Annotated in this window: 23 protein-coding genes; 7 read left to right on the top strand and 16 right to left on the bottom strand. The window is 69.6% G+C overall.

Annotated elements, in window-relative coordinates; all coding sequences use genetic code 11:
* Positions 1 to 41 precede the first annotated feature (41 nt).
* Positions 42 to 539, top strand: coding sequence for a nuclear transport factor 2 family protein (locus ACN28I_RS31390; protein WP_420948752.1), 498 nt, complete (start codon positions 42 to 44; stop codon positions 537 to 539).
* Between the two features lie 24 nt (positions 540 to 563).
* Here the strand turns inward: ACN28I_RS31390 and ACN28I_RS31385 are convergent, their stop codons facing one another.
* The 6 genes from ACN28I_RS31385 to ACN28I_RS31360 all read right to left on the bottom strand — a co-directional run bounded on the left by ACN28I_RS31385 (position 564) and on the right by ACN28I_RS31360 (position 6,956).
* The gene (locus ACN28I_RS31385) at positions 564 to 1,547 is read right to left on the bottom strand and encodes an NYN domain-containing protein (protein ID WP_420945595.1); all 984 of its coding nucleotides are present in this window, start codon (positions 1,545 to 1,547) and stop codon (positions 564 to 566) included.
* Positions 1,548 to 1,702: 155 nt separating this feature from the next.
* Positions 1,703 to 2,068: a response regulator gene (locus ACN28I_RS31380; protein WP_420945594.1), complete on the bottom strand. Its 366-nt coding sequence runs from the start codon at positions 2,066 to 2,068 to the stop codon at positions 1,703 to 1,705.
* 2 nt (positions 2,069 to 2,070) lie between these two features.
* On the bottom strand, positions 2,071 to 3,564 hold the full coding sequence (locus tag ACN28I_RS31375; RefSeq protein WP_420945593.1) for an RAD55 family ATPase: 1,494 nt from the start codon (positions 3,562 to 3,564) through the stop codon (positions 2,071 to 2,073).
* Positions 3,565 to 3,798: 234 nt separating this feature from the next.
* Positions 3,799 to 4,824: an aminotransferase class I/II-fold pyridoxal phosphate-dependent enzyme gene (locus tag ACN28I_RS31370; RefSeq protein ID WP_420945592.1), complete on the bottom strand. Its 1,026-nt coding sequence runs from the start codon at positions 4,822 to 4,824 to the stop codon at positions 3,799 to 3,801.
* A 9-nt stretch (positions 4,825 to 4,833) separates the two neighbouring features.
* The gene (locus tag ACN28I_RS31365) at positions 4,834 to 5,436 is read right to left on the bottom strand and encodes a hypothetical protein (protein ID WP_420945591.1); all 603 of its coding nucleotides are present in this window, start codon (positions 5,434 to 5,436) and stop codon (positions 4,834 to 4,836) included.
* Positions 5,437 to 5,609: 173 nt separating this feature from the next.
* On the bottom strand, positions 5,610 to 6,956 hold the full coding sequence (locus tag ACN28I_RS31360; protein WP_420945590.1) for a hypothetical protein: 1,347 nt from the start codon (positions 6,954 to 6,956) through the stop codon (positions 5,610 to 5,612).
* A gap of 136 nt (positions 6,957 to 7,092) precedes the next feature.
* Between ACN28I_RS31360 and ACN28I_RS31355 the strand changes: the two genes are divergently transcribed.
* Both ACN28I_RS31355 and ACN28I_RS31350 read left to right on the top strand, forming a co-directional pair.
* A complete protein-coding gene (locus ACN28I_RS31355) occupies positions 7,093 to 8,055 on the top strand; it encodes a PPC domain-containing protein (protein WP_420945589.1) in 963 nt (320 codons plus the stop codon).
* Positions 8,056 to 8,108: 53 nt separating this feature from the next.
* On the top strand, positions 8,109 to 8,423 hold the full coding sequence (locus ACN28I_RS31350; protein WP_420945588.1) for a hypothetical protein: 315 nt from the start codon (positions 8,109 to 8,111) through the stop codon (positions 8,421 to 8,423).
* Positions 8,424 to 8,425: 2 nt separating this feature from the next.
* On the opposite strand, the gene trxA is transcribed toward ACN28I_RS31350, so the two are convergent.
* From trxA to ACN28I_RS31320, 6 genes are all read right to left on the bottom strand, one after another.
* Positions 8,426 to 8,752, bottom strand: a complete 327-nt coding sequence (gene trxA, locus ACN28I_RS31345) for a thioredoxin (RefSeq protein WP_420948751.1) — start codon at positions 8,750 to 8,752, stop codon at positions 8,426 to 8,428.
* A 138-nt stretch (positions 8,753 to 8,890) separates the two neighbouring features.
* On the bottom strand, positions 8,891 to 9,799 hold the full coding sequence (locus ACN28I_RS31340) for a LysR family transcriptional regulator (RefSeq protein ID WP_420945587.1): 909 nt from the start codon (positions 9,797 to 9,799) through the stop codon (positions 8,891 to 8,893).
* A 52-nt stretch (positions 9,800 to 9,851) separates the two neighbouring features.
* Complete coding sequence (locus tag ACN28I_RS31335; protein WP_420945586.1) at positions 9,852 to 11,414, bottom strand: serine hydrolase; 1,563 nt, start codon at positions 11,412 to 11,414, stop codon at positions 9,852 to 9,854.
* 243 nt (positions 11,415 to 11,657) lie between these two features.
* Positions 11,658 to 12,824, bottom strand: coding sequence for an MBL fold metallo-hydrolase (locus tag ACN28I_RS31330; RefSeq protein WP_420945585.1), 1,167 nt, complete (start codon positions 12,822 to 12,824; stop codon positions 11,658 to 11,660).
* Between the two features lie 19 nt (positions 12,825 to 12,843).
* The gene (locus ACN28I_RS31325) at positions 12,844 to 13,815 is read right to left on the bottom strand and encodes a zinc ribbon domain-containing protein (RefSeq protein ID WP_420945584.1); all 972 of its coding nucleotides are present in this window, start codon (positions 13,813 to 13,815) and stop codon (positions 12,844 to 12,846) included.
* Positions 13,812 to 14,669: a hypothetical protein gene (locus tag ACN28I_RS31320; RefSeq protein ID WP_420945583.1), complete on the bottom strand. Its 858-nt coding sequence runs from the start codon at positions 14,667 to 14,669 to the stop codon at positions 13,812 to 13,814. Before ACN28I_RS31320 ends, ACN28I_RS31325 begins: the two co-directional genes overlap by 4 nt.
* A gap of 187 nt (positions 14,670 to 14,856) precedes the next feature.
* On the opposite strand from ACN28I_RS31320, the gene ACN28I_RS31315 reads away from it, so the two are divergent.
* From ACN28I_RS31315 to ACN28I_RS31300, 4 genes are all read left to right on the top strand, one after another.
* Positions 14,857 to 15,342, top strand: a complete 486-nt coding sequence (locus ACN28I_RS31315) for a hypothetical protein (protein WP_420945582.1) — start codon at positions 14,857 to 14,859, stop codon at positions 15,340 to 15,342.
* Between the two features lie 77 nt (positions 15,343 to 15,419).
* On the top strand, positions 15,420 to 16,304 hold the full coding sequence (locus ACN28I_RS31310; RefSeq protein ID WP_420945581.1) for an S-methyl-5'-thioadenosine phosphorylase: 885 nt from the start codon (positions 15,420 to 15,422) through the stop codon (positions 16,302 to 16,304).
* Between the two features lie 151 nt (positions 16,305 to 16,455).
* Positions 16,456 to 17,571: an S-methyl-5-thioribose-1-phosphate isomerase gene (gene mtnA, locus ACN28I_RS31305; RefSeq protein WP_420945580.1), complete on the top strand. Its 1,116-nt coding sequence runs from the start codon at positions 16,456 to 16,458 to the stop codon at positions 17,569 to 17,571.
* Between the two features lie 32 nt (positions 17,572 to 17,603).
* Entirely contained in the window at positions 17,604 to 18,227 is a 624-nt protein-coding gene (locus ACN28I_RS31300; RefSeq protein WP_420948750.1) for a class II aldolase/adducin family protein, read from the top strand.
* A gap of 33 nt (positions 18,228 to 18,260) precedes the next feature.
* On the opposite strand, the gene ACN28I_RS31295 is transcribed toward ACN28I_RS31300, so the two are convergent.
* From ACN28I_RS31295 to ACN28I_RS31280, 4 genes are all read right to left on the bottom strand, one after another.
* Positions 18,261 to 18,578 (bottom strand): helix-turn-helix transcriptional regulator, encoded by a 318-nt coding sequence (locus tag ACN28I_RS31295; RefSeq protein ID WP_420945579.1) that lies wholly within the window; start codon positions 18,576 to 18,578, stop codon positions 18,261 to 18,263.
* A gap of 16 nt (positions 18,579 to 18,594) precedes the next feature.
* On the bottom strand, positions 18,595 to 18,921 hold the full coding sequence (locus ACN28I_RS31290; RefSeq protein WP_420945578.1) for a type II toxin-antitoxin system RelE/ParE family toxin: 327 nt from the start codon (positions 18,919 to 18,921) through the stop codon (positions 18,595 to 18,597).
* A gap of 415 nt (positions 18,922 to 19,336) precedes the next feature.
* Positions 19,337 to 19,687 carry a VOC family protein gene (locus ACN28I_RS31285; protein WP_420945577.1) on the bottom strand — a complete coding sequence of 117 codons (351 nt, stop codon included), beginning with the start codon at positions 19,685 to 19,687 and terminating at the stop codon, positions 19,337 to 19,339.
* A gap of 85 nt (positions 19,688 to 19,772) precedes the next feature.
* On the bottom strand, positions 19,773 to 21,293 hold the full coding sequence (locus tag ACN28I_RS31280) for an MEDS domain-containing protein (RefSeq protein ID WP_420945576.1): 1,521 nt from the start codon (positions 21,291 to 21,293) through the stop codon (positions 19,773 to 19,775).
* Between the last annotated feature and the right edge of the window lie 125 nt (positions 21,294 to 21,418).

The following is a 21,418-nucleotide window of genomic DNA, read 5'->3' as shown; positions in this document are numbered from 1 at the left end:
CCTCCTTGACCGGCCCCTGGGCCCGCGCGCTCATGGCGCCCATGCCCACCGCCGCCCTGCTCTGCCTCGCCCTGCTGACCGCCACGCCCGATGCGGGAACGCCCGCCGCCTCCACGCCCACGGCCGCCGTGAACACCGTACTGGATGACTGGCACAAGGCCGCCGCCCAGGCGGACGAGGCCCGCTACTTCGGCCACTTCACGCCCGACGCCGTCTTCCTCGGCACCGATGCCACCGAGCGCTGGACGCGTGACGAGTTCCGCGCCTGGGCCAGGCCCTACTTCTCCCAGGGCAAGGCCTGGAGCTTCACCTCCGTGTCGCGCCACGTGCGCTTCTCGAAGGACGGCGCCGTCGCCTGGTTCGACGAGGCGCTCTCCACGCCCAACATGGGACCGGCCCGCGGCTCGGGCGTCCTCGTGAAGGACGGGGGCGTCTGGAAGCTCGCCCAGTACAACCTCTCGATTCCCATCCCCAACGAGCTGATGCCCGACTTCAAGCAGCGCATCGAGGCCCACCACAAGAAGCAGAAGGGCAGGTAGTCCGCCCTTCCGCTCCGGCGGGACTCAGAAGTCGTCCACCGGATCCGGGTAGACCTCCTCCTCGTCCTCCTCCTCCACGGGAGCACGCGCGGCCCGGCCCCGGCCCTTCGACTCGGGCGTGGGCTCCAGCGGCGCCGCGTCCGGCGCCACCACGTACCACTGCCGCCCCTGCTGCACGCGCTTGAGCACTCCCTCCTGCTCCAGCGCCCCCAGCAGCTTGGTGAACGAGGAGAAGCCGTGGTCGCGCTCGTCGAAGTCCGGCTCCTTGCGCACCAGAGCCTCCTTGATGAGCGACGGATTGAGCGTCCCCGTCGTCCTCGCCAGCAGGCGCTGCACCACCTCCACCACACTCTCCGGCACCTCGACCTTCGGCCCCTCGGCCTTCTGCCCCTCGGCCTTCCCCTTGTTCCCGTGCGCCTGCTCCTTCCCCTGGCGCTCCCCGTGCCCCTTGCCGTGCTTGCCGCGGCCCCGCCCGCCCTCGTCCTCGTGGGCGCGCTTCTCCTTGTCCTTCTCCGCCCGGGTGCGCGGCCGCAGGTAGATGAACTCGTCACAGGCCTTCACGAACAGGGGGCTCGTCGCCTCCTTCACCGCGAGCCCGATGAGCTGCTTGCCGTTCTCGCGCAGCTTGTACGCCAGCGGGCAGAAGTCGCTGTCTCCCGAGGCGATGGCGAACGTGTCGATGTGCTCGCGCGCGTAGCACAGCTCCAGCGCGTCGATGACCAGGCGCATGTCCGCCCCGTTCTTCCCCGAGCGCGTCGAGGGCGGCACGTCGATGAGCTCGACGCCGAACTCGTGCAGGTTGCCCTTGGCATCCTTGAAGCGAGACCAGTCGCAGTAGGCGCGGCGGAACACCACCTTGCCCCGCTCCAGCAGGCGGTCCATCGCCGGTTGCAGGTCGAAGTTGCCGGAGGTGAACCCGGTGTTCGTCACCAGGTTCTCGAAGTCGAGGAACAGCGCGATGCGGTGCTGATTGTTTTCCAAAAAAGAGCCCTCGCGGGTGAGTGTCATCCTCCCCTACTCCCAACCCGGGGCGGCCCCCCGAGCATCCATGACCTGCCCTCCCGGGTCCATCAATCAAATGACTTCCCAGGTGTCCCGGAGCGCGCGCTCGCTCTCCTGCCCCCTTCGGCGGCTCGGAGGAGCGCGAGCCGCGCCCGGGCGGCCTAGGGACGTCCGCCTCCGAGCAGCCGGTTCACCTCCGCGAGCAGCCGGTCGATGGTGAAGGGCTTGCGCAGGAAGGCCAGGGGCTGGCAGTCGAGGGGAAGGCTGGAGCGGGGCACGGCACTCATCATGAGCACCGGGATGTCCCGGTGCGCGGCGTCGCCCTGGAGGGCCAGCAGCAGCTCGCGCCCATCCATCACCGGCATCATGTAGTCGAGCAGGATGAGATCCGGCCGCTTCTCGGCCATGCGCGCCAGGGCCTCCTTGCCATGGCTCGCCACGAGGACGTGGAAGCCCTCTTCGCTCAACAAGTCGTTGAGCGCTTCGGTGATGCCTGCCTCATCGTCCACCACGAGGAGGGTCTTCACGGCTAGCGGCTCCGCTTCTTGAGCAGGCCCCTGCGCTTGGGCACGGCGAGCACCTTGGCATCGCCCGTCAGGATGAACTCGGCACTCTGGAAGGTGTCGGCGAGATGGATGCCCCGGGACGTGATGCGGTACTCGCGGAGGGTGGTGTCGTAGTCACTGTCGCGCATCTTCACCACGGACAGCATCCGGTGGACCTGCGCGTGCATCTCCACGAAGCGCAGGAAGAAGATGTTCTCGACGAGGCTCGAGATCCCGCTGATCGGCAGCTTCACATCCCGGCTGAACATCTCCTGCAGCTCGCTGGTGTAGAGCGTGGTGACGCCCAGCACCCGCAGCTCGTTGGTGAGCGCGGCGAGGAAGTGGCTGATGCGGTTGGGATCGGAAGCCGACTGAAGAAAGCCGTCCACCCCATCGACGAAGAGCCGCTTCACGCCCCGCGCGCGCACCGCATTGATGAGCTTGTTGCCGAGCCCGTCGAGGATGCGCTCGGTGGGCGATTGCCACAGGAGGTCGAGGACGCCCTGCTTGTGCTTCTTCTCGATGTCGAGCCCCAGCGCCCGGGCCTTGAGAAGCAGGCGGGGAGGCGTCTCGTAGAAGCCGAAGAGGAGGCCCGGCTCCGACTTGCTCGACTCGTCGAGGAAGTGCAACCCGAACGTCGTCTTGCCCGCCCCGGTGGGGCCAAAGAGGACGCTGGTGGAGGCACACGGAACGCCCCCGTGGAGCATCTTGTCCAACTGGGGGATGCCCGTGGGGACCCGTGCGGTCTTGCAGGGATCCTCGAGGGAGGGATTCTGCAGGAGCGCCTCGATGCGCGGGTGCACCAGGATGCCTTCGTTCGTGATTTGAAAGGCGTGGCCGCCGCGCAGGTAGCTGCTGCCCCGGAACTTCTTCACCTCCAGCTCACGCTCCGCCCGCCGGCCCAGCCGGTTGTCCTTCAGCTCGAGCACGCCGTCCACCATGGTGTGCTCGGGCCCCACCGGCTCCTCGCCGGAGCTGGTGAGCAGCAGGATGGTGCAGCCGACGAGGTTGGCGTGGATTTGAAGCTCGTGGATGAACTTCTTGAAGTCCCGCTTGGACTGGGCACTCTCCTCCACCGTCACCAGGCCGTCCACCACGAGCAGGGTGGCCTGGCGCGCCCGCGCCTCCCGGCGGAGCACCTCCACGAGCGCCTTGAGGCCTCCCTGCTCGAGCGTCTGGAAGGCGCTCAGATAGGAGACCTGCGTGGGGATGCGCGAGGTGTCGAAGAAGGTGAGCGGCTCGAGGTTGAAGAGCAGGCGCTCGTGCGTCTCGGCCAGCAGGGTGGCGTAGAGGACGCGGCCGCCCTGCGAGGCATGGTGGAAGCACAGCTGGTTGGTGAGGATCGTCTTCCCCGCGCCCGGGCGGCCCTGGAGCATGTACACGCCCCGGCGCAGGAGACCGCCGTGCAGGACGGTGTCCAGGCCGGGCACGCCCGTGGGAATCCGGTCTTGAGTCCGCTCCGTCGTCGACTCGCTCATCTCGCCCTCGCTCCTTCCAGGCCAACTACCGCCATACCATGGGGCGTCCTAACTCAAGAGCCGGGCTTCACGTACCCGGTTTCGGGCCGCACACGGCCTCGGCCATGTGTCGTGCGACGTACAGAGCTTCTCGGGAGGGAGCCTCACAAGGTGTCGCAGAAGCGCTCCAGCCGTGCGAGCGCGTCGGGCATGTTCGTCCGGCCCAGTCCGAGCCGGAAGTGGTTGCCCGGAAAGTCATACACGTCGCCGGGCAGCAGCAGCACGCCCTCCGCCTCCACCAGCCGCTGGCAGAACTCCGCCACCGGCATGTCCTTCAACAACTTCGGGAAGGCCACGCTTCCCGCGGCCGGACGCACCCAGCGGAACGTGTCCGCCCGCCGTGCGAAGAAGCCATCGAGCACCGCGAGGTTGCGCGCGAGGAGCTTCCCGGCTCCGGGCCAACACGCGCTCCCTCGCCCGGAGCGCGATGAGGGAGAGCACCTCGCTCGGGGCGGCGTTGCAGATGGTGGTGTAGTCCTTGTAGGCGGCGCAGCGCTCCAGCAGGGCCGTGTCCCGGCTCGCGAGCCACCCCACGCGCAGCCCCGCCAGCCCGAAGGCCTTGGACATCACCCCCAGGCTCACGCCCCGCGCCGACAGCTCCGCCGCCGGCGGCAGGGTGTCCCTCGGGTCATGCTCCAGCAGCCGGTACACCTCGTCCGACAGCACGTGGATGCCCCGCTCCGCGGCGAGCGCGAAGAGGCCCTTCCACGCCGCCGCGTCCGGCAGGGCCCCCGTCGGGTTGTGCGGGAAGTTGACCACCAGCAGCTTCGTGTGGGGGCGCAGCTCGCGCTTCAGCGCCTCCAGGTCCAGCTTCCAGCCGTCCTCCTCGCGCAGCCGCAGCAGCGACACCTCGGCGCCCGTGGCCCGCGCCACCTCGTGCAGCGACTGGTAGCCCGGCCACGTCACCACCGCGTGGTCCCCCGGCCCCAACAGCACGTTCATCAGGACGAAGAGGGCCTCCTGCGCTCCGCCGAACGTCAGCACGTGCTGGGGCCCCACTCCGGGGTACAGCCGGGAAATCTCCTCCCGCAGCGCCGGCAGCCCGGTGGACTCCGTGTAGCCCAGCGACAGCCGCTCCCAGCGCTCGCGCCCGTCCTCGTCCGCCAGCGCGAGCAACTCGCTCATCCGCCAGCCCTCGAGGTCCGAGGAGCACAGCAGGTACGGCGCGTTGAACTCCCACTTCGCGAAGTAGCGCTCGAGCTTGAAATCCGGAATCCGCATGCCGCCTCGCTACCGCGAGCCGGACGGGTTTGCCAAGGAGCCCGCGTCCTCGGCGGGGGGCGGGACTTCCCGGGTGCCTCCGTCCGCCTCCGTGCCGCCTTCCAGCAGCGCGTCCCAGTCTATCTCCGGCCATTCGCCCTTGCGTGTGCCCCCGTCCGGCGAGGGGGGACGCACGGCCCGGATGCGCTCGCGGACCACGACTCTGCCGTCGAATGCGTGGAGACGGAGGGTGGCCTCGACGCACTCCGGCCCGATTCCAGCGAAGTGGTCATCGAACGGCATGAAGTGCACCGTGGTGCCGTACCAGTAGCCAGGCTCGAGAACCATGAGGTTCTCCGCCCGATTCGGGGGTGGGAAGAAGCGATCCATGTGGATGGACGGCACGGACCCACGCTCACAATCCGCGAAGATCCCAATGCTCACATCGACGCTCGGAATGAGCCGTCTGTCCAGGCGCAAGGAGCCCCCTTCGGGACTCACCAGGATTCGCGCCGAAATCGTAAACCCATCGTATTGGATGTCTTGCACCTCCATCATGACAATCTTCGCCACCTCCTCGCGGCACTCCTCGACCGTGGGCAGCTCGATGGAGGCCGGACAGCTCGTCTTCATCGGTGTCCCGGGTGGGTGCGCAGTGGGAGCCGGAGTTGCGCACCCGCCCCAGGCCAAAGACCCGAGTGCGAACGCGAAGCCAAGGCCCCGTGAAAACCAGGCGAGCCCCGCCGCGGAAGCCGTGCCTGACCGCATGGAACGTCTCGAAAGCACCTGTACGTTCTCCATGCGCGTCACTCCCGGCGCCAGTGCTGGAGGACGCGTCCGACGTGCTGGTGTGCCGCCCAGGACGGAACCGAGCCCCACAGGGCCTCCTCGCCGCGCACCAGCTCCAGCCAGGACGAGCCACCGACGTTCCAGATCAGCTCCCTCGGCTCCCAGAGGACGATCTCCAGGTTGGACTCGGCGGCCTTGCGCAGGAGCGCGTCGATGCGCTCCTCGGGCAGCAGTTGGAGCTGCTCGAGCAGCAGGGAGGTGGGGACCTCCACCCTGTCGCGCGAGCGCCACGCGGGCTCACTCGAGGAGCCCGTGGGGACGGTGAGGGCATCGAGGAGCGTGGGCGCCAGGTTCCGCCGGGGAGGGAAATAGACGACGAACCCAGGCCGGAGCACGCCGAGCCCACTCATCACGCTCTCCATGTCGGGCGTCTCACCGGGAGGGGAGCGGTACATGGTCAGTATGACCATCGAGGGCGGTGGCTCACGCCGGGCCACCCCGCGGAACTCCGGGCGGCGGTGGATGGAGAGGAGCGCGGCGAGCTTCCAGGCCCCCGGCACGTGGCGCAGGGTCATCTTGACGCGCCCGCCCACCATCACGGTGCTGGAGGCCAGGGTGACCTCGCCATCCCCCAGCGAGGACAGCGCCACCTGGACGGGCTCGCCGAGGCGTGGCTTCCAGAGCAGCCGCTCCGAGGTGAGCCAGTAGTGCCCGGAGCGCAGGAAGAACCAGGCGTAGACGAGCAGGAACAGCGGTACGCCCACCCATGCCGCCGCCCACGCCGCCGCCTCCTCCCCCGCATACCCCCCCACCCGCACTCTCACCCACACCCATACCAGCGGCACGGCGAAACTCCACGAGAAGAAGAAGAGCATGAAGTGGCTGAAGGGGGGCCAGCGAGAGCCTCCCTCGAGCAGCACGGTCTCTCCTTCGCCGGGAGGCAGGGGCAGCGGCTTGAGCGCCACGGCCCCGAGCCGTCCGAGCTGATCGGCCAGTGAGCCTTCCGCGCGCCCGGAGAGCCGCCGGGCGATGTGCCGCGACAACGCCGTGCGCTCCTCCTCGAGGCTCCGCAGCCACCGGCTCGCGGGCCCCTCGCGATCCGGCTCCCGCTCGGCCCGGCGCTGGAGCCGCGCGAGCACCTCGGGCAGGGAGGACTCCGCGCGAAGGGCGTCGCTCAGCAGTCCGGGCGCCTGGCGCAGTTGCTCCTTCCAGTCCCTGCGCTGGAGGGCCGCGGACAGCTCGCGATGGCGCGCGGAGCACGCCTCGAGCACCTCCAGCCCTCCCTCGAGCTGCCGGCGCAGGTCCGCCATCTCCGGGCGCTCGGACTCGAAGCCGCCCGCCGCGGCCCCTCCCTTTTCTCTCATCCGGGGACCTTCTGTGGTGCATCACCCCGGGTCAAGCCTCCGGAAGCCGTGGCTTGAGAACCTTCCCGTCTTTCTGGGATTCTCACTTTTCCCGGTAGGCGAAGACCGGACCCTTCCCCTTCCCGAAGGAGCACCCATGCTGTCGAAGCTGAGGAAGTCGTGTCTCGTGCTGTTGCTGGCCGCGGCCAGCGCCTGTGGTGGTGGCACCGAGGCCGAGCCGCTCCCCGCGCCGGAAGTGGGCGAGAGCACCCAGGCGGTGCTGTACCCGCCGCCCGCGCCGGCCAGCGGCAACATCCTGGACAGCACCGCGTACCTCGGCCCGGTGGCGCTGCCCGGTGCCGTGCAGACGCGCTTCACCACCCATCCGCAATACCTGTCCTTCAGCTTCCAGGCTCCGGCGAGCAAGTGGGTGAAGCTGGAGGTGACGCACCTGGGCAGCTCCATGTACCTGGACACGGGCCTCTTCGTGTACGGGCCGAAGAACGCGTCCGGCGGCTACGGCACCACGGCGCTGGCCCAGGATGATGACGCGGGCTACGGGCAGCTCAGCAAGGTGGCCAGCCTCACCCTGCCCCAGGACGGCGAGTACCTCGTGGTGGTGAGCACCGGCACCGGCGCGGGCAAGCAGTTCCGCCTCCAGTTGGATGACCTGTCCCTGCCCTCCCCGGCCCCGTCGGGCTACACGCTGCAGCTCGACGAGGAGGCGCTCCCGCCCAACATCCACGACCTGGAGCGGCAGGCGTACTGGGGCTGTGACGGCGGCTGCGACGGCGAGCTGCACGTCTACAACTTCCCGTGGGCCTACTCGGGCGAGCCCACGCTCGCCATGGCGCAGCGCACCCCCCAGGTGCAGGACGCCGTCTGGTCCTACGCCATGTCCTTCACCGGCATCATCCCGTACGCGGACATGGAGGCGCGCATGGAGATCGCCTACATGCGGCTGCACCCGGAGCTTCTCTCCACCTACGGCAACGGCACGGAGAACGTGCAGGTGGCCGTCTATGAGGGCTCGTACGGAGGCGGCATCTTCCGGCTCTTCGTCGTCCTGTTCCCCCAGTCGCACAAGGCCGTGACGCTCTGGCAGGACCACTGGCTGTAGACAGCGGTTTCAGGGTTTACTGGGGGCTCCCGTTTTTCCACCAAGGAGCCCCCATGCGCCTGTCGAAGCTTTTCGCCGCCGCCTGCCTGTCGCTGACCCTCGCCGCCTGTGGCGGGAGCGAGCTCGCCGACGAGTCCCTCCAGAGCGATGAGCTCTCCAGCGTGGAGCAGCGGGTGGAGCCCAAGCCGGGGTGCCCCGTGGGAGACCGTCTCATCTACTGGACGGAGTACGGGACCTGCGGTGGGTGCTCCGTGTCGCGCAAGCCGGGGACCCCTGTTCGCGAGTACGCGGCCTGCGAGGGGAACATCTCCGGGACGACGGCGCACATCGGCAACTCCTGCCAGTCGGGCTGTGCGCTGGAGCTCTGAACTCAGAGCACCTGCTGGAACGCGCTCGCCAGCTTCGCCCGCGGCACGGCCCCGACAATCTGGCCCACCACCTTGCCCTGCTTGAAGAAGAGCAGGGTGGGCATGGAGCGGATGCCGTACTCCTGGGCCGTCACCAGGTTGTCGTCGACGTCGAGCCGCGCCACCTTCACCCGGCCCTTGTACTCGGAGGCGAGCGCCTCCAGCGCCGGCTTGATGGCGCGGCACGGAGCGCACCACTCCGCCGTGAAGTCCACCAGCACCGGCTCCTCCGCCTCCAACACCTCGCGGCGGAAGTCCGGGTCCTTCAGGTCGATGATGTCCGTGCTCATGGCGTGTCCCTCGCGAGGCGGGAGCGCCGTGGCCACCATGGCCATCGCCCCACCTCCCACGCAAAGACTTAACGGCGGCCCCGCGCGCGGACGAGAGCCCCGCGCGCAATGGATTGTTCCGCGAAGAGCCCCATTCCCTCAGTGCTCCCAGGGAAGCGCGGCCCGGCGCTCGGCGAGCATGTCGAGGAAGGCGCGCACCTTGGACGGAAGCTGCCGGCTGCTGGGATAGACGGCGTAGAGGGGCAGGCCCGGCGGCGTCACCGCCTCCAGCACCGGGACGAGCACACCCGCGCGCACGTCGTCCCCGACGAGCACCGTGGGCAGGCGCACCAGTCCGAGTCCCGCTCGCGCCGCCGCATGCCCCGCGCGCACGCTGGGCACCTGCAACCGGCCACTCACCGGCACCGTGCGCGCGCCTCGCGGGCCCGTGAAGAACCACACCTCGTCCGTGCCCGGCTCGGCGATCAGCACGCACTCGTGGCCCGTGAGCGCCTCGGGCGACTGGGGTGTGCCGCGCCGGCTGAGGTAGGCGGGGCTCGCGTAGTAGCCGGTGCGCACGTGTCCGAGCTGCTTCGCCACCATGGACGAGTCCATCAGCGGCCCGGTGCGCAGCGCCAGGTCGTACTCCTCGGCGATGAGGTCCACGTGCGCCTGGGCGAGCGAGAGCTGCACACGCACCTGCGGGTGGCGCAGGAGGAACTCGGCGAGCACCGGCGTGAGCAGCTCGCCCAGCAGCGAGAACGTGGCCACCCGCAGCGTGCCCCGGGGTGTGCCGCGCGACTCGCTCACCGCCCGGTTCACCGCCCGCGCTTCCGCGACGAGCCGCGCGCAGTGGGCGTGGTACTCGCGCCCCGGCTCGGTGAGCCGCAACCGCCGCGTGTTGCGCTCGAGCAGCCGCGTCCCCAGCCGCTCCTCCAGCGCCGCCAGCCGCCGGCTCACCGTCGACTTGCGCAACCCCAGCCGCGCCGCCGCCGCGGTGATGCCTCCCGCGCTCACCACCTCGGCGAAGACGAGCATGTCATCGAGCAACGGAGGAGTCGGGGCCACGGGGCGCCAGCCTACGCCTCCTCCGCGCGGGTTCAACCCCGCTCACCGCGCCTCAGGGCTTCGCGCCGAGCTGCTCGAGCATCTTCACCGCGTTGCTGTTCCGGGGGTCGAGCGCGAGCGCCTTCTTGTAGCTGGCGATGGCCTCCTGCTTCCTGCCCCCCTTGGAGTAGCCCTCACCCAGGCTGTCATGGGCCTCGGCGTCTTCCGGGAAGTATTTGATCTGCGCCTCGAGCACCTTCACGGCGTCGCCGTGCTTGCCCGAGAGCAGCAGCCCATAGGCGATCTTCGTCAGCAGGGGCGGCGGCAACCGCTGGCCCTCCGCCCGCATCCCCTCGTACCAGGCGACGACGGCCTCGCCGCCCCGGATGCGCGCGAGCAGGTCCACCCTCATCAGCGGGGACTGCAGGCGGTGCGTGAAGGACTTCCAGCCGTACTCCTCGGCGGTGCTGGCGGCGATCCGCTCGAAGAGCAGGGGCCCGTTGTCCGAGTTGGCCATGATCGCCACCCCGCTGCCCGAGTCCGCGAAGGCGATCAGCGTGGACGTGTAGCCATCGTTCCAGCCGCCGTGGCCGAACCGGTCCGTGCCCTCATGCAGCTCGAACCCGAGCCCGTACCCCTCCGACTGCTTGGAGAGCATCTGCTTCGTCATCGCCTGGGACAGCACGCGCTTGGACGTGCCCGCCTTCGCCTTCGACACCTCGATGGCGATGCGCGCCAGGTCGGACGGCGTCGTCCACAGGCCGGCGGCCGCCATCTCCGGGTAGACGTGCCACCGGCCCTCGACACCCTCTCCGCTCGCGCGCGTCCCGGCGGCCGTCCTCGCGGCCAGCCCCGCCGGCAGAGGCTGCTCGAACGTGCTGTCCTTCAGGCCGAGCGGCTCCAGCACCGCCTCCTTCATGATGCGCGGGAACGGCTTCCCGAGCTGGTCCTCCATCATCAACTGGAGCACCGTCAGACCGCCGCCGCTGTACCGGGTCTCCGAGCCGGGCGTGAGGTCCACACGCACCGGCTCCGTGTTCGCGGGCTTCTGCCCCTCGAGCAACTGCGGGACGGTGGGCCGCGGCTCGTTGACGGCATAGCCCGGGAAGCCATGCACCGTCAGGCCCGAGGTGTGGCTGAGCACCCGGCGCAGCGTCACCTTCCGCTCCTTCGTAAGCTCGTTGTCCGGCACCTTCCACGACACCAGCTTCTCGTTGAGGTTGGCGTCGAGCGACCACTTGCCCTGCTCGGCGTAGCGCAGCGCCGCCAGCGCCGTCACCGGCTTGCTGATGGAGGCGGCCTGGAACAGCGTGTCGACGGTGACGGGCTCCGAGCTTCCCGCCTGCTTCACGCCATACGTCTTGGCCCAGACGAGGGTGTTCTTCTCGAACACGGCGATGCTCAGGCCCGGAATCTTGTAGAGTTCCATCCACCGCTGGAGCGACATCTGCAGGGGCTCCTCGCCCGGCAGGGTGGCGGGAGCGAGGCCCGCCTCCACTCGCGCCACGCGGGAGGCTTCGGCCGGACGGGCCAGCCACTCCGTTGCGGGCTTTCGCGTATCCGCGGCGGTGAGGAGGGCAACACCCGCGCAGCCCGCGAGGGCCACGGTGGCGAAACGGGGAAAGGCTTGACGCATTGCGTGCTCCAGGAAGGGGGAAACCCCTGGGGGAGAGAGCAACAACGAACGTCAACCTATCGGGACAGGGCGGAGCGGATGGCCGTGGGTCCTCCATCTCTTCGTCATGATTGTGTCATGACGTCAGGAAACGGGAGGCCCGCCGGACGCGCGGCGCTCCAACTGGTCCAACAATCGGACCAGTTGCTCCCGAGCGCGTCCGGAGCCTCCTCCCCAGAGGGCCTGGCCCACCTGGCTTTGGATTCAGTTCACCCGGGTGGAGACAATGGGATGCTGCGCCGCGGTCTCCCAGGGCAATTCCGGCCACCAGCGCTCGCGCTCGGGCGGGGCCGAGGGCTCGATGCTCTGGCCGGGTCTGGGGATGACGACCGTGTCGTTCCCCGGCGCGGCGGCCGCGAGCACGCGCTCGATGGGCTCGGTCCACCCGTGGACCGCGAGGGTGAACAGCCCCCAGTGCACCGGCAGCAGCACGCGGCCCTGGACCATCCGGTGCGCGAGCACCGCCTGCTCGGGCCCGATGTGCCAGTCCGGCCACGCGCTGTGGTACTGGCCCACTTCGATCATCGTCACGTCGAAGGGCCCCAGGCGCGCGCCAATGTCTTTCATCGCGGGGAAGAGCCCCGTGTCACCCGAGTAGTACGCGCGGTGCGCGGGGCCCAGGAGCGCGAAGCCCGCCCACAGCGTCGCGTCCTTGTCGATGGCCGTGCGCCCCGAGGCGTGGCGCGCCGGGGTGGCGACAATCTCCAGCCCACGCACCCGCGTGCGCTCCCACCAGTCGAGCTCGACGATGCGCGCCTCGGGCACGCCCCACGACGCCAGGTGCGCGCCGACCCCGAGCGGCACGATGAAGGTGGTGTCCCAGTCCTTCATCGCCACCAGCGTCGGATGGTCGAGGTGGTCGTAGTGGTCGTGGGAGATGACGACGGCGTCGATGGGCGGCAGCTCCCCGAGCGCGATGGGGGGAGCGTACCAGCGCTTGGGGCCCACCCAGTCCAGGGGCGAGGCGCGCTCGCTCCAGATGGGGTCCGTGAGGACACGGTGGCCGTCCAGCTCGATGAGTACCGAGGAGTGGCCGAGCCACGTGACGCGCAGGCCCGTGGCCGGTGGCGTCTCGAAGCGGCGGCGGTCTCCGGGCACCGTGGGCAGCGGCTCGGTGGGGCCCACGTACGGGCTCGCGCCGAACATGGCCGACAGCGAGCCCCACCAGTCGTTGTAGAGCGGCTGTGGGTTCTCGAAATGGCCGTCCTGCCACTGGGGCGAGCGCTCCATCCGCGCGCGCCGCTCTCCGCTGGCCTTCTTCCCCAGCGCCGTCCACGCATCGGCGGCGGTGGCGGCCAGTGCGATGACCACCACCAGTCCCGTCCACCGGGCCACCCGCGCCAGGAGCCCGCGCTTCTCGCCGCTCTTCATCCGTGATCTCCGGGCCTGCTCAGCTACTCGTGAAGACCAGCACCAGCAGCGCCAGCACCAGCAGCACCGCGCCCACCACCAGCACCACCTTCGCCCAGGACAGCGGCGCGTCGCCCAGCACCACGCCCGCGTCCTGCCCGTGCACCACCACCCGGTACACCTTGCCCCGGTACTGGTAGGCCAGCACGTACGCGGGCAGCGAGTAGCGCTTCGTCTCCAGGCTGGAGAGCACCACCGCCACGTGCAGGTTGCGCACCCGGTTGCCCGGAACGTGCTCGTGCTTCATCTCCTCGGCCGCCAACGCCTCCACCGCCGCCATGATCTGCTTGCGCGCCCCCGAGCGCGTCACGTCGAAGCGCTCCACCTGCGCGTCCTCCGGCCCGCGCGGCGCCTGCTCCCCGGTGCCCAACTGGTAGTGCTCCGCGAGCCGCTCGCACTCGCGCTCCGACAGCCCTCGCGACGCGGACACGAGGATGTTCTCGAAGCTCATCGTCTCCTGGCCCGAGTGCGGTGCCCACGCCGAGCGCCTGCTCCCCGCGTCCGAGTCCGCCGTCCAGCTCACCCGCGCCCCCGCGGTGAAGCCCCACGCCGGCCACCACATGGGCCGCAGCGACTGCAGCGCCGCCGCGGCCGCCAGGTCCGACGGCCGGAAGAAGCGCTTCTCCCCCAGGAAGCGCCCCAGCGCCTCGCGCGCCGCCGCCTCGTCCACCGTGAAGGGCAGGAAGCTCTCCGCCTGCTCCAGCGGATCCGCCATCGTCTCCACCTTCATCACCGAGGCGCAGAAGGCACACCGCGGCGCCTTCACCTCCGCCGAGTACTCCAGCGACGCCCCGCAGGTGACGCACCTCACCACCTTCGCCCGCACCTTCTCCAGCAGCACGCCCCGCTCGCGCGGCTCGGCCACCGACAGCGCGCAGATGGGGCAGCGCAGGTCCCCCACCTCCAGCGCGCTCCCGCACCGGTCGCACCCCGTCACCACCCGCGCGCTCATGAGCGGCCTCCCTGGTTCATCCACAGGTACACGAGCAGCCCCACCACCGCCACGGCCAGCACCGTCAGCGCCACCTTCACCCAGGAGATGGGCACCTCGCCGTGCACCTCGCCCGACTGCCCGTTCACCACCACCCGCAGCGGCGGCTTCTCCGGGTCATACCGCGCCGCCAGCACCCACACGGGCACCAGGCACACCTCCAGCGACTCCGCGCTCAGCCGCGTGTCCACGTGCTGCATCCGGTGCGAGTCCCCCGGCATGAACGCATTCAGCCGCTGCTTCATCCGCTCCATCGCCTCCTGGCGCGCCATCTCCAGGCACTCCTCGCGCGAGAGCGACGGCTCCTCCGCCACCCACCCCGCCACCAGCGCCGGCTCGTAGCGCGCCAGCATCCTCAAGTCGAAGGGCTCGATGTGCTCCAGCTCCACGTTGTTCAGCCCGCGCGAGGCCGTCACCAGCACGTCCGGCACGTACTCGGCATGCGAGCCCTCCAGCGAGCGCCACTCCGTCTTCGTCACCGTGCGCGTCCGGGTGACCGTCTTCCCGTTCTCCGTCGTCGTGTACGTCTCCGTCTCGGTGTAGTTCTCACCGATGGAGGCGCTGTACTCCGACTGCGCCAGCGCGCTGTAGAGGTACGCCGGCACGTAGATGCCGCGCACGTCCTGCAACGGCGCCTTCTTGAGCCCCGAGTGGCTCCACGGATGACGCGTGCGCAGCCAGTGCTTCACCTTCTCCGCCGCCGAGGGCTGCGTCATCGCGAAGCCCAGCGCGAAGGTGGGCGCCGGCCTGTCCACGCTCGGCGGCCGCTCCACCACCGACGGCGCCGCGCAGTAGGGACATACCGTCGTGCGCAATTCTTCCGCCACCACGAGATCAGCCCCACATGATTGGCACCGTAAGTTCATCTCAGCCATCTCCCCGCGTGTACGCGCAGTGGACACGAGCCTCCATTACCATCGCATTCCACTCAACTTTCCTCCCGAATTGCGGTACATCCACCCACCCTTGCTCCGATTTCACTCCAACCCCCCTCAGGACGGAATGCCGCTGGCCTTCCCACTCACCTTCGCGCTCCCGAGCGAGCTCACGTCACCCATCACGGTGGATGGGCGTCTGTGGCCGCTATTGGTGGTGAAGCTGGGCCGGGGCGGCACGATGCAGGACCTGGAGGCGTACCTGGCGGAGCGGAGCACGTACCTGGCGAGGGGCGAGCCGCACGTGTGCATCGTGGATGCGCGCGAGGTGCACATGCCCCCCGCGTGTCTGCGCCAGCGCTACACCGACTGGCTGCGCGAGCACGAGGCGCCGCTGCGCCGCTGGACGCTCGGCACGGCGTACATCGCCCAGACGCCCGCGGTGCAGATGATGGTGAGTGTCATGCGCCACTTCGCGCGGGTGGCCACGCCCTTCGTCGTCACCGCCACCCTGCCGCCCGCGGCCGCCTGGGCCGCCGAGCGCTTCCAGGAAGTGGGCCTCACCCAGGCCGCCACGCGCATCCGCGCCCAGTACGCCGTCCCCGCGAGCTGACGCATCTTCCTGTTGCCTCCCCGGAGCACGGCGGGAAGAGTGAGGGCCTGTCCCTGCCGTCCCCCGGAGCTCCGCCCATGGCGCACCCGTCCCCTCCCGTTATCGGCATCATCGGAGGCAGTGGCCTCTATCAGATCGACGGCCTCCAGGAGGTCTCCTGGCGCAAGGTGTCCTCGGCCTTTGGAGAACCCTCGGACGAGCTGTGCTTCGGCAGGCTCGAGGGCACGCAGGTGGTGTTCCTGCCGCGCCATGGCCGGGGCCACAAGCTGTCGCCGTCGGACATCAACTTCCGCGCCAACATCGACGCGCTCAAGCGGGTGGGGGTGACGGACGTGCTCTCGGTGTCGGCGGTGGGCAGCCTGCGCGAGGACCTGCCCCCGGGCACCTTCGTGGTGGTGGACCAGTTCATCGACCGGACCTTCGCGCGCACGAAGAGCTTCTTCGGCACGGGCTGCGTGGCGCACGTGTCCATGGCGAAGCCGGTGTGCACGCGGTTGGGCGACGCGGTGATGAGCGCCATCCAGGGGGTGGACGTCCCGGTGAAGCGCGGCGGCACGTACCTCGCCATGGAGGGGCCGCAGTTCTCCACGCTCGCCGAGAGCGAGCTGTACCGGAGCTGGGGCTGCAGCGTGATCGGCATGACGAACATGCCCGAGGCCAAGCTCGCCCGCGAGGCGGAGCTCTGCTACGCGACGGTGGCCATGGTGACGGACTTCGACTGCTGGCACCCGGGGCATGAGGCCGTCACGGTGGACCAGGTCATCTCCGTGCTGATGGCCAACGCGGGCAAGGCGCGCGCGCTGGTGAAGAACGTGGTGCCGCTGCTGGGCAAGCACGCGGGCCCGTGCCGCCATGGCTGCCAGACGGCCCTGGACCATGCCCTCATCACCGCCCCGGAAGCGCGAGACCCGGCGGTCCTCCAGCGGCTCGACGCGGTGGCGGGCCGGGTCCTGAAGCGCTAGCCGGAAGAGGGCCCGTGTCCCCGCCCCCTCTCCCACCAGGAGGGGGGCCTGTGCCACTCTCCCCTCGCCCTCCGGGAGAGGGTCGGGGTGAGGGTGCCGGGTCTACCGTGTTCCCCCCGTCGGGCAGCCCATCGCGAGGAGACACCGCCCCATGAAGGTCCACGGAAAGCCCATGCGCAGCGTCTGGCTGGAAGCCGACGGCTGGTCGGTGGGAATCATCGACCAGACGCACCTGCCCCACGCCTTCGTGACGCTGCGGCTCACGACGCTGGAGGAGGCGGCCCACTCCATCCGCGCCATGCAGGTGCGCGGAGCACCGCTCATCGGGGCGGTGGCGGCCTACGGCGTGTGCCTGGGGCTGCGCGAGGACGCCTCGGAGGGGGCGCTGGAGCGGACGTGCGCGCTGCTGCAGGCCACGCGGCCCACGGCGGTGAACCTGCGCTGGGCGCTCGATGAGATGCGCCAGGTGTTGCGGCCCCTGCCCCCGGCGCAGCGGGTGGCGGCGGCGTACCAGCGCGCGGTGGCCATCGCCGACGAGGACGTGGCCATCAACCGCTCCATCGGCGAGCACGGGCGGGGGCTCATCGCGTCGGCGTGGGAGCGCAAGGGCCGCCAGGGGCGGGTGAACGTGCTCACGCACTGCAACGCGGGCTGGCTGGCCACGGTGGACTGGGGCACGGCGCTCTCGCCCATCTACCAGGCGCATGACAGCGGCATTCCGGTGCACGTCTGGGTGGACGAGACGCGGCCGCGCAACCAGGGCGCGAGCCTGACGGCGTGGGAGCTGGGGCAGCACGGCGTGCCGCACACCGTCATCGTGGACAACATGGGCGGGCACCTGATGCAGCACGGGCAGGTGGACCTGTGCATCGTGGGCACGGACCGCACCACGGCCCGGGGCGACGTGGCGAACAAGATTGGCACGTACTTGAAGGCACTGGCGGCGAAGGACAACGGGGTGCCCTTCTACGTGGCGCTGCCCTCGCCCACCATCGACTGGACGCTGGAGGACGGGGTGAGGGACATCCCCATCGAGCAGCGCGATGGGCGCGAGGTGACGGACCTGAGCGGGCGGCTGCCCTCGGGCGAGGTGGTGACGGTGCGGGTGACGCCGGAGGGGAGCCCGGTGGCCAACTACGGCTTCGACGTGACGCCGGCGCGGCTGGTGACGGCGCTCGTCACGGAGCGCGGGGTGTGCGCGGCCACCCCCGAGGGTCTGCTGTCGCTCTTCCCCGAGCGGCGGGCACTGCGGGGGACGGGCACGTGAGCACGGTGGGACACCTGGCGCTGCGCGAGGCGATGATCGCCACGGCGCGGCGGATGAACACGTCGGGGCTGAACCAGGGGACGAGCGGCAACCTGAGCCAGCGGGTGGAGGACGGCTTCCTGCTGACGCCGACGGGGATGGACTACGACTCGCTGGTGCCGGAGGACCTCGTCCTGATGCGGATGGACGGGAGCCACGAGGGGCGGCGCGCGCCGTCGTCCGAGTGGCGCTTCCACCGGGACATCCTCATGCTGCGGCCCGAGGTGGGGGCGGTGCTGCACGCGCACTCGATGTTCTGCACAACGCTGGCGTGCCTGCGGCGGGGGATTCCGGCGTTCCACTACATGGTGACGGCGGCGGGGGGCGCGGACATCCGGTGCGCGCCGTATGCGACGTTCGGCACGGAGGAGCTGTCGCGCCACGCGGTGGAGGCGCTGGAGGGGCGCAAGGCGTGCCTGCTGGCGAACCATGGGATGCTGGCGCTGGGCAAGGACCTGGCGGGGGCCTTCAAGCTGGCGGTGGAGGTGGAGACGCTGGCGGCCATGTACTGGCGCGCGTTGCAGGTGGGCGAGCCCGTGCTGCTCGATGCGGCGGAGATGGCCCGGGTGCTCGAGAAGTTCAAGACGTACGGGCAGCAGCCGGCGCCCAAGGGCTGACGGGCGCGGTTCGCGGCTCTTCCCTTCCCGGCTTCAACCCTGCTTGGCGAACCGGAGCTCCAGCCGCATGCCGAGCGCAGCGACGATCTTGTGCAGCAAGTCGAGCCGCGGCACGACCTTGCCGCTCTCGATGCGCGCGATGGCGGGTTGCTGGGTGCCAACTCGGGCGGCGAGTTCGGCCTGACTGAGGTTCTGACTCTCACGCAATTCGCGAAGCCGCCGCGCCAGGGCGAGCTTGTCGAGCTCCTCATCGTAGAGCCTGGCGAAGTCCGGGCTTCTGGCCTTCCTGCGCTCGATGAGCTCACTCAGGCTGCCGCCCACATGGGGATTGGTCTTCTTCTTGATAGCCATTCGTAGATGCGCCTTTTCATTCGGCGGCCAGCACCTCCTTCATCCGGGCTTTGGCGAGGTCCAAGTCCTCTTTGCGAGCCTTCCGTCCCTGCTTCTTGCAGGCGTGGAGGAGCACCATGTCCGGGCCCGTGACGAGCACGTAGAAGACTCGATGCTGACCGACCTTTAATTCCCAAAACTTGCCCCGGATGACCCGAAGCTGGACCGCTGCTCCTTCCAGCCCATGGAGCTCAATGTCCCCGAGCGCTGCGTAGAGGGGCGCTGCTTCGTGGTCATCGAGAGACTCCAGATACTTCACGACGGGAGCGTTGCCGCTGTGTGTCTGATAAAACAAGATTTTCATATCAGCCCGTAAATCTGAATTTGCTCATGTCTCGCTCCTCCGGTGGCCGAATGGTCGTGCTCCACAATATAACGCCCTCGTTATGTCCCAGCAAGCCCGACCCCAGGGTTCGAGCTGGCGCCCAAGGGGAGTTTGATGAGCTGCTTGGAGTGGGAGCGCTCACACGGCGCACGTCACCCCGGAGCGCTGACGCTCAACTCCTACTCCAGCAGTCCCCGGGGAACTCCATCACTTGGGTCGTTCGACGCGACAACTACGTTGCCACTCACCGCCTGGGCGCTTCGGCCAGCGCTTGATGTTCTCAAGCAGCAGACTGACGTAGAGAGTAGCGTTGCGGGGCCAACTTGTCTAGTCGGGTCATCTCTCCGTACACATGCGCTTTTCCGCCTGCTTCTCGACGCGGGGGAGTGCGTCCTCAGTCGTGAGCGAGGATGTTCACCAACTTGCCGAAGGGATCTCGCACGAAGAACCGGCGCACGCCCCAAGGCTCGTCGACCGGACCGTACTCCACGGGAAGCTTCGCCTTCTTCACCCGGCGCAGCACCGCTTCCAGGTCGTCCACCTCGATCGACAGGTCTGGCGCCGGGGCACCCGAGCCTCCTTCCGAGATGAAACTGATCTGGACCTGCATCTCCTCTTCGGACCCGTAGGTCGCGATCCATCCCATGTCCATGAGGAGGTCGAGGCCGAGGATGTCCTTGTAGAAGCGAGCGGCTGCAGCGGGTGCCGGGCTCACCACGTTGGCGACGATTCTTTTGACTCGCATGGAGACCGGGTCGTATCAGAGTCGTGCCGTGCGGCGCCTGTTCGTGCGCCGTGCCTCACGGAGCCAGCCCGGGTGACGGACACCCTCACCCCGACCCTCTCCCGGTGGGCGAGGGAGTGCGGCGCGGCAACACCACTCGGAACGTGGAGCCCTGTCCCGGCTTGCTCCGCACCTCGATGGTGCCTTCCAGTGCCTGGATGATCTGCCTCGTGATGTAGAGCCCCAGGCCCAGCCCTCCGTAGTGCCTCCCGGACACCGCCCGCTCGAACTTGCCGAAGATGCGCTCCAGGTGCTCCGGCTCGATGCCGATGCCCTCGTCCCTCACCACCAGCACCGCCCGCTCCGGCTCCCCCTCCACCTCCACGTGCACCGGCCGGCCCGCCCCGTACTTCAGCGCGTTGGACAGCAGGTTCGTCACCACCTGCTCCAGCCTCAGCCGATCCCACCTCCCCACCACCGGCCTCTCCGCCACCACCTCCACCGCGCTTCCCGCCTTCGCCGCCTGCTGCGCGAAACGCTCCACCACCTCCCGCACCACCTCCGTCACATCCAACTCCTCCCACGTCAGCGCCAGCCGCCCCTGCGTCAGCCTCGACACGTCCAGCAGCGCGTCCACCAACACCGCCAGCTTGCGCAACTGCTGCTCCGCTCCCCGCGCCGCCCGCATCACCCGCTCGCGCGGCACCAGGTCCTCCTCGCCTCCCTCCACCTCCCGCCTCAGCCCCTGCAGCCTCAGCCTCAACGGCGTCAGCGGCGTCTTCAGCTCGTGCGACGCCACCGAGAGGAACTCGTCCCGCGCCCGCACCGCCTCGCGCGCTTCCTCGTACAGCCTCCCGTTCTCCACCGCCTGCTCCGACAGCCGGATTCCCAGCTGCACCAGCTTGCGCTCGGCCGCCCTCACCCGCTTGAGCTGCCGCACCATCCACTCCACCCGCCCCGCTTCCGACTCCTGCCCCAGCAACATCTCCGGCGTCTCGTAGAAGAGATTCTCGTGCACCTCGTCCCCGAGGATGACGCGCGGGTGCGTGCGCAGCACGTCGTGGATGACCTCGGGCGGGAAGCGCTTCCGGTTGTACTGGCAGTTGGCCATCGCATGGCTGCCCGGCAGGTAGTGGTTGAGCAGCGACTCGTAGCGGATGAGCTCCAGGCGGCTCGGCTCCGCTCCCAGCGCCCAGCTCATCTCTCCCGTGGCGCACACCCCCGTGAAGCCCGCCGCCAGCGACTCCTGCTCCACCCGCCGGAAGTAGGCCACCATCGCCTCCGGCTCGAACCGCCCCCCCCGCAGGAAGACCTCGCGCTGCGTGAGGAAGACGAGCGCTCCCCTCGCCCGCTCCCGCTCCACCTCCACCCCGTGCGCCTCCAGCACCGCGGCCACGTCGTCCACGCTGTGCTCGTCCACCACGTACACGCAGCGCTCGCCCCGCTCGAGCCCCTGCCGCACGTAGGGCACCAGCGCCACCACCTGCTCCTCGGGCCGCTCGTACACGAGGCACACGTGGTCCCCCAGCCCCAGCCGCGTGAGCTGCCGCGCCGTCTCGCCGACCGCCGCTCCGGCCTCCAGGAGCACGGGCGGCGGGGTGGGCGTCCGCATGGAAGGTTCGTTCATCCCGCCCCCTGAAAAGGTGCCCGCCGCACCTCCTCCCCAACCCATGTCCACGCGCCTTTTCCCTCGCAAGGGACGGCCTTTTTCCCTCGCACTCCCGCTCCCCGGACATGTCAGACCCATCCGTT

The organism is Archangium gephyra (assembly GCF_049060025.1).
Classification (GTDB): Bacteria; Myxococcota; Myxococcia; order Myxococcales; family Myxococcaceae; genus Archangium; species Archangium gephyra_A.
This window is presented reverse-complemented; position numbering and strand designations above follow the sequence as displayed.

Coding starts and splice junctions, on each gene's coding strand:
- ACN28I_RS31325 (WP_420945584.1), bottom strand. CDS start 13,815: ATGAGCGCGCGGGTGGTGACGGGGTGCGACCGGTGCGGGAGCGCGCTG.
- ACN28I_RS31370 (WP_420945592.1), bottom strand. CDS start 4,824: ATGCGGATTCCGGATTTCAAGCTCGAGCGCTACTTCGCGAAGTGGGAG.
- ACN28I_RS31335 (WP_420945586.1), bottom strand. CDS start 11,414: ATGCGTCAAGCCTTTCCCCGTTTCGCCACCGTGGCCCTCGCGGGCTGC.
- ACN28I_RS31350 (WP_420945588.1), top strand. CDS start 8,109: ATGCGCCTGTCGAAGCTTTTCGCCGCCGCCTGCCTGTCGCTGACCCTC.
- ACN28I_RS31285 (WP_420945577.1), bottom strand. CDS start 19,687: ATGCGAGTCAAAAGAATCGTCGCCAACGTGGTGAGCCCGGCACCCGCT.
- trxA (WP_420948751.1), bottom strand. CDS start 8,752: ATGAGCACGGACATCATCGACCTGAAGGACCCGGACTTCCGCCGCGAG.
- ACN28I_RS31295 (WP_420945579.1), bottom strand. CDS start 18,578: ATGGCTATCAAGAAGAAGACCAATCCCCATGTGGGCGGCAGCCTGAGT.
- ACN28I_RS31390 (WP_420948752.1), top strand. CDS start 42: ATGCCCACCGCCGCCCTGCTCTGCCTCGCCCTGCTGACCGCCACGCCC.
- ACN28I_RS31280 (WP_420945576.1), bottom strand. CDS start 21,293: ATGAACGAACCTTCCATGCGGACGCCCACCCCGCCGCCCGTGCTCCTG.
- ACN28I_RS31375 (WP_420945593.1), bottom strand. CDS start 3,564: ATGAGCGAGTCGACGACGGAGCGGACTCAAGACCGGATTCCCACGGGC.
- ACN28I_RS31365 (WP_420945591.1), bottom strand. CDS start 5,436: ATGAAGACGAGCTGTCCGGCCTCCATCGAGCTGCCCACGGTCGAGGAG.
- mtnA (WP_420945580.1), top strand. CDS start 16,456: ATGAAGGTCCACGGAAAGCCCATGCGCAGCGTCTGGCTGGAAGCCGAC.
- ACN28I_RS31330 (WP_420945585.1), bottom strand. CDS start 12,824: ATGAAGAGCGGCGAGAAGCGCGGGCTCCTGGCGCGGGTGGCCCGGTGG.
- ACN28I_RS31360 (WP_420945590.1), bottom strand. CDS start 6,956: ATGAGAGAAAAGGGAGGGGCCGCGGCGGGCGGCTTCGAGTCCGAGCGC.
- ACN28I_RS31355 (WP_420945589.1), top strand. CDS start 7,093: ATGCTGTCGAAGCTGAGGAAGTCGTGTCTCGTGCTGTTGCTGGCCGCG.
- ACN28I_RS31315 (WP_420945582.1), top strand. CDS start 14,857: ATGCCGCTGGCCTTCCCACTCACCTTCGCGCTCCCGAGCGAGCTCACG.
- ACN28I_RS31310 (WP_420945581.1), top strand. CDS start 15,420: ATGGCGCACCCGTCCCCTCCCGTTATCGGCATCATCGGAGGCAGTGGC.
- ACN28I_RS31385 (WP_420945595.1), bottom strand. CDS start 1,547: ATGACACTCACCCGCGAGGGCTCTTTTTTGGAAAACAATCAGCACCGC.
- ACN28I_RS31300 (WP_420948750.1), top strand. CDS start 17,604: ATGATCGCCACGGCGCGGCGGATGAACACGTCGGGGCTGAACCAGGGG.
- ACN28I_RS31290 (WP_420945578.1), bottom strand. CDS start 18,921: ATGAAAATCTTGTTTTATCAGACACACAGCGGCAACGCTCCCGTCGTG.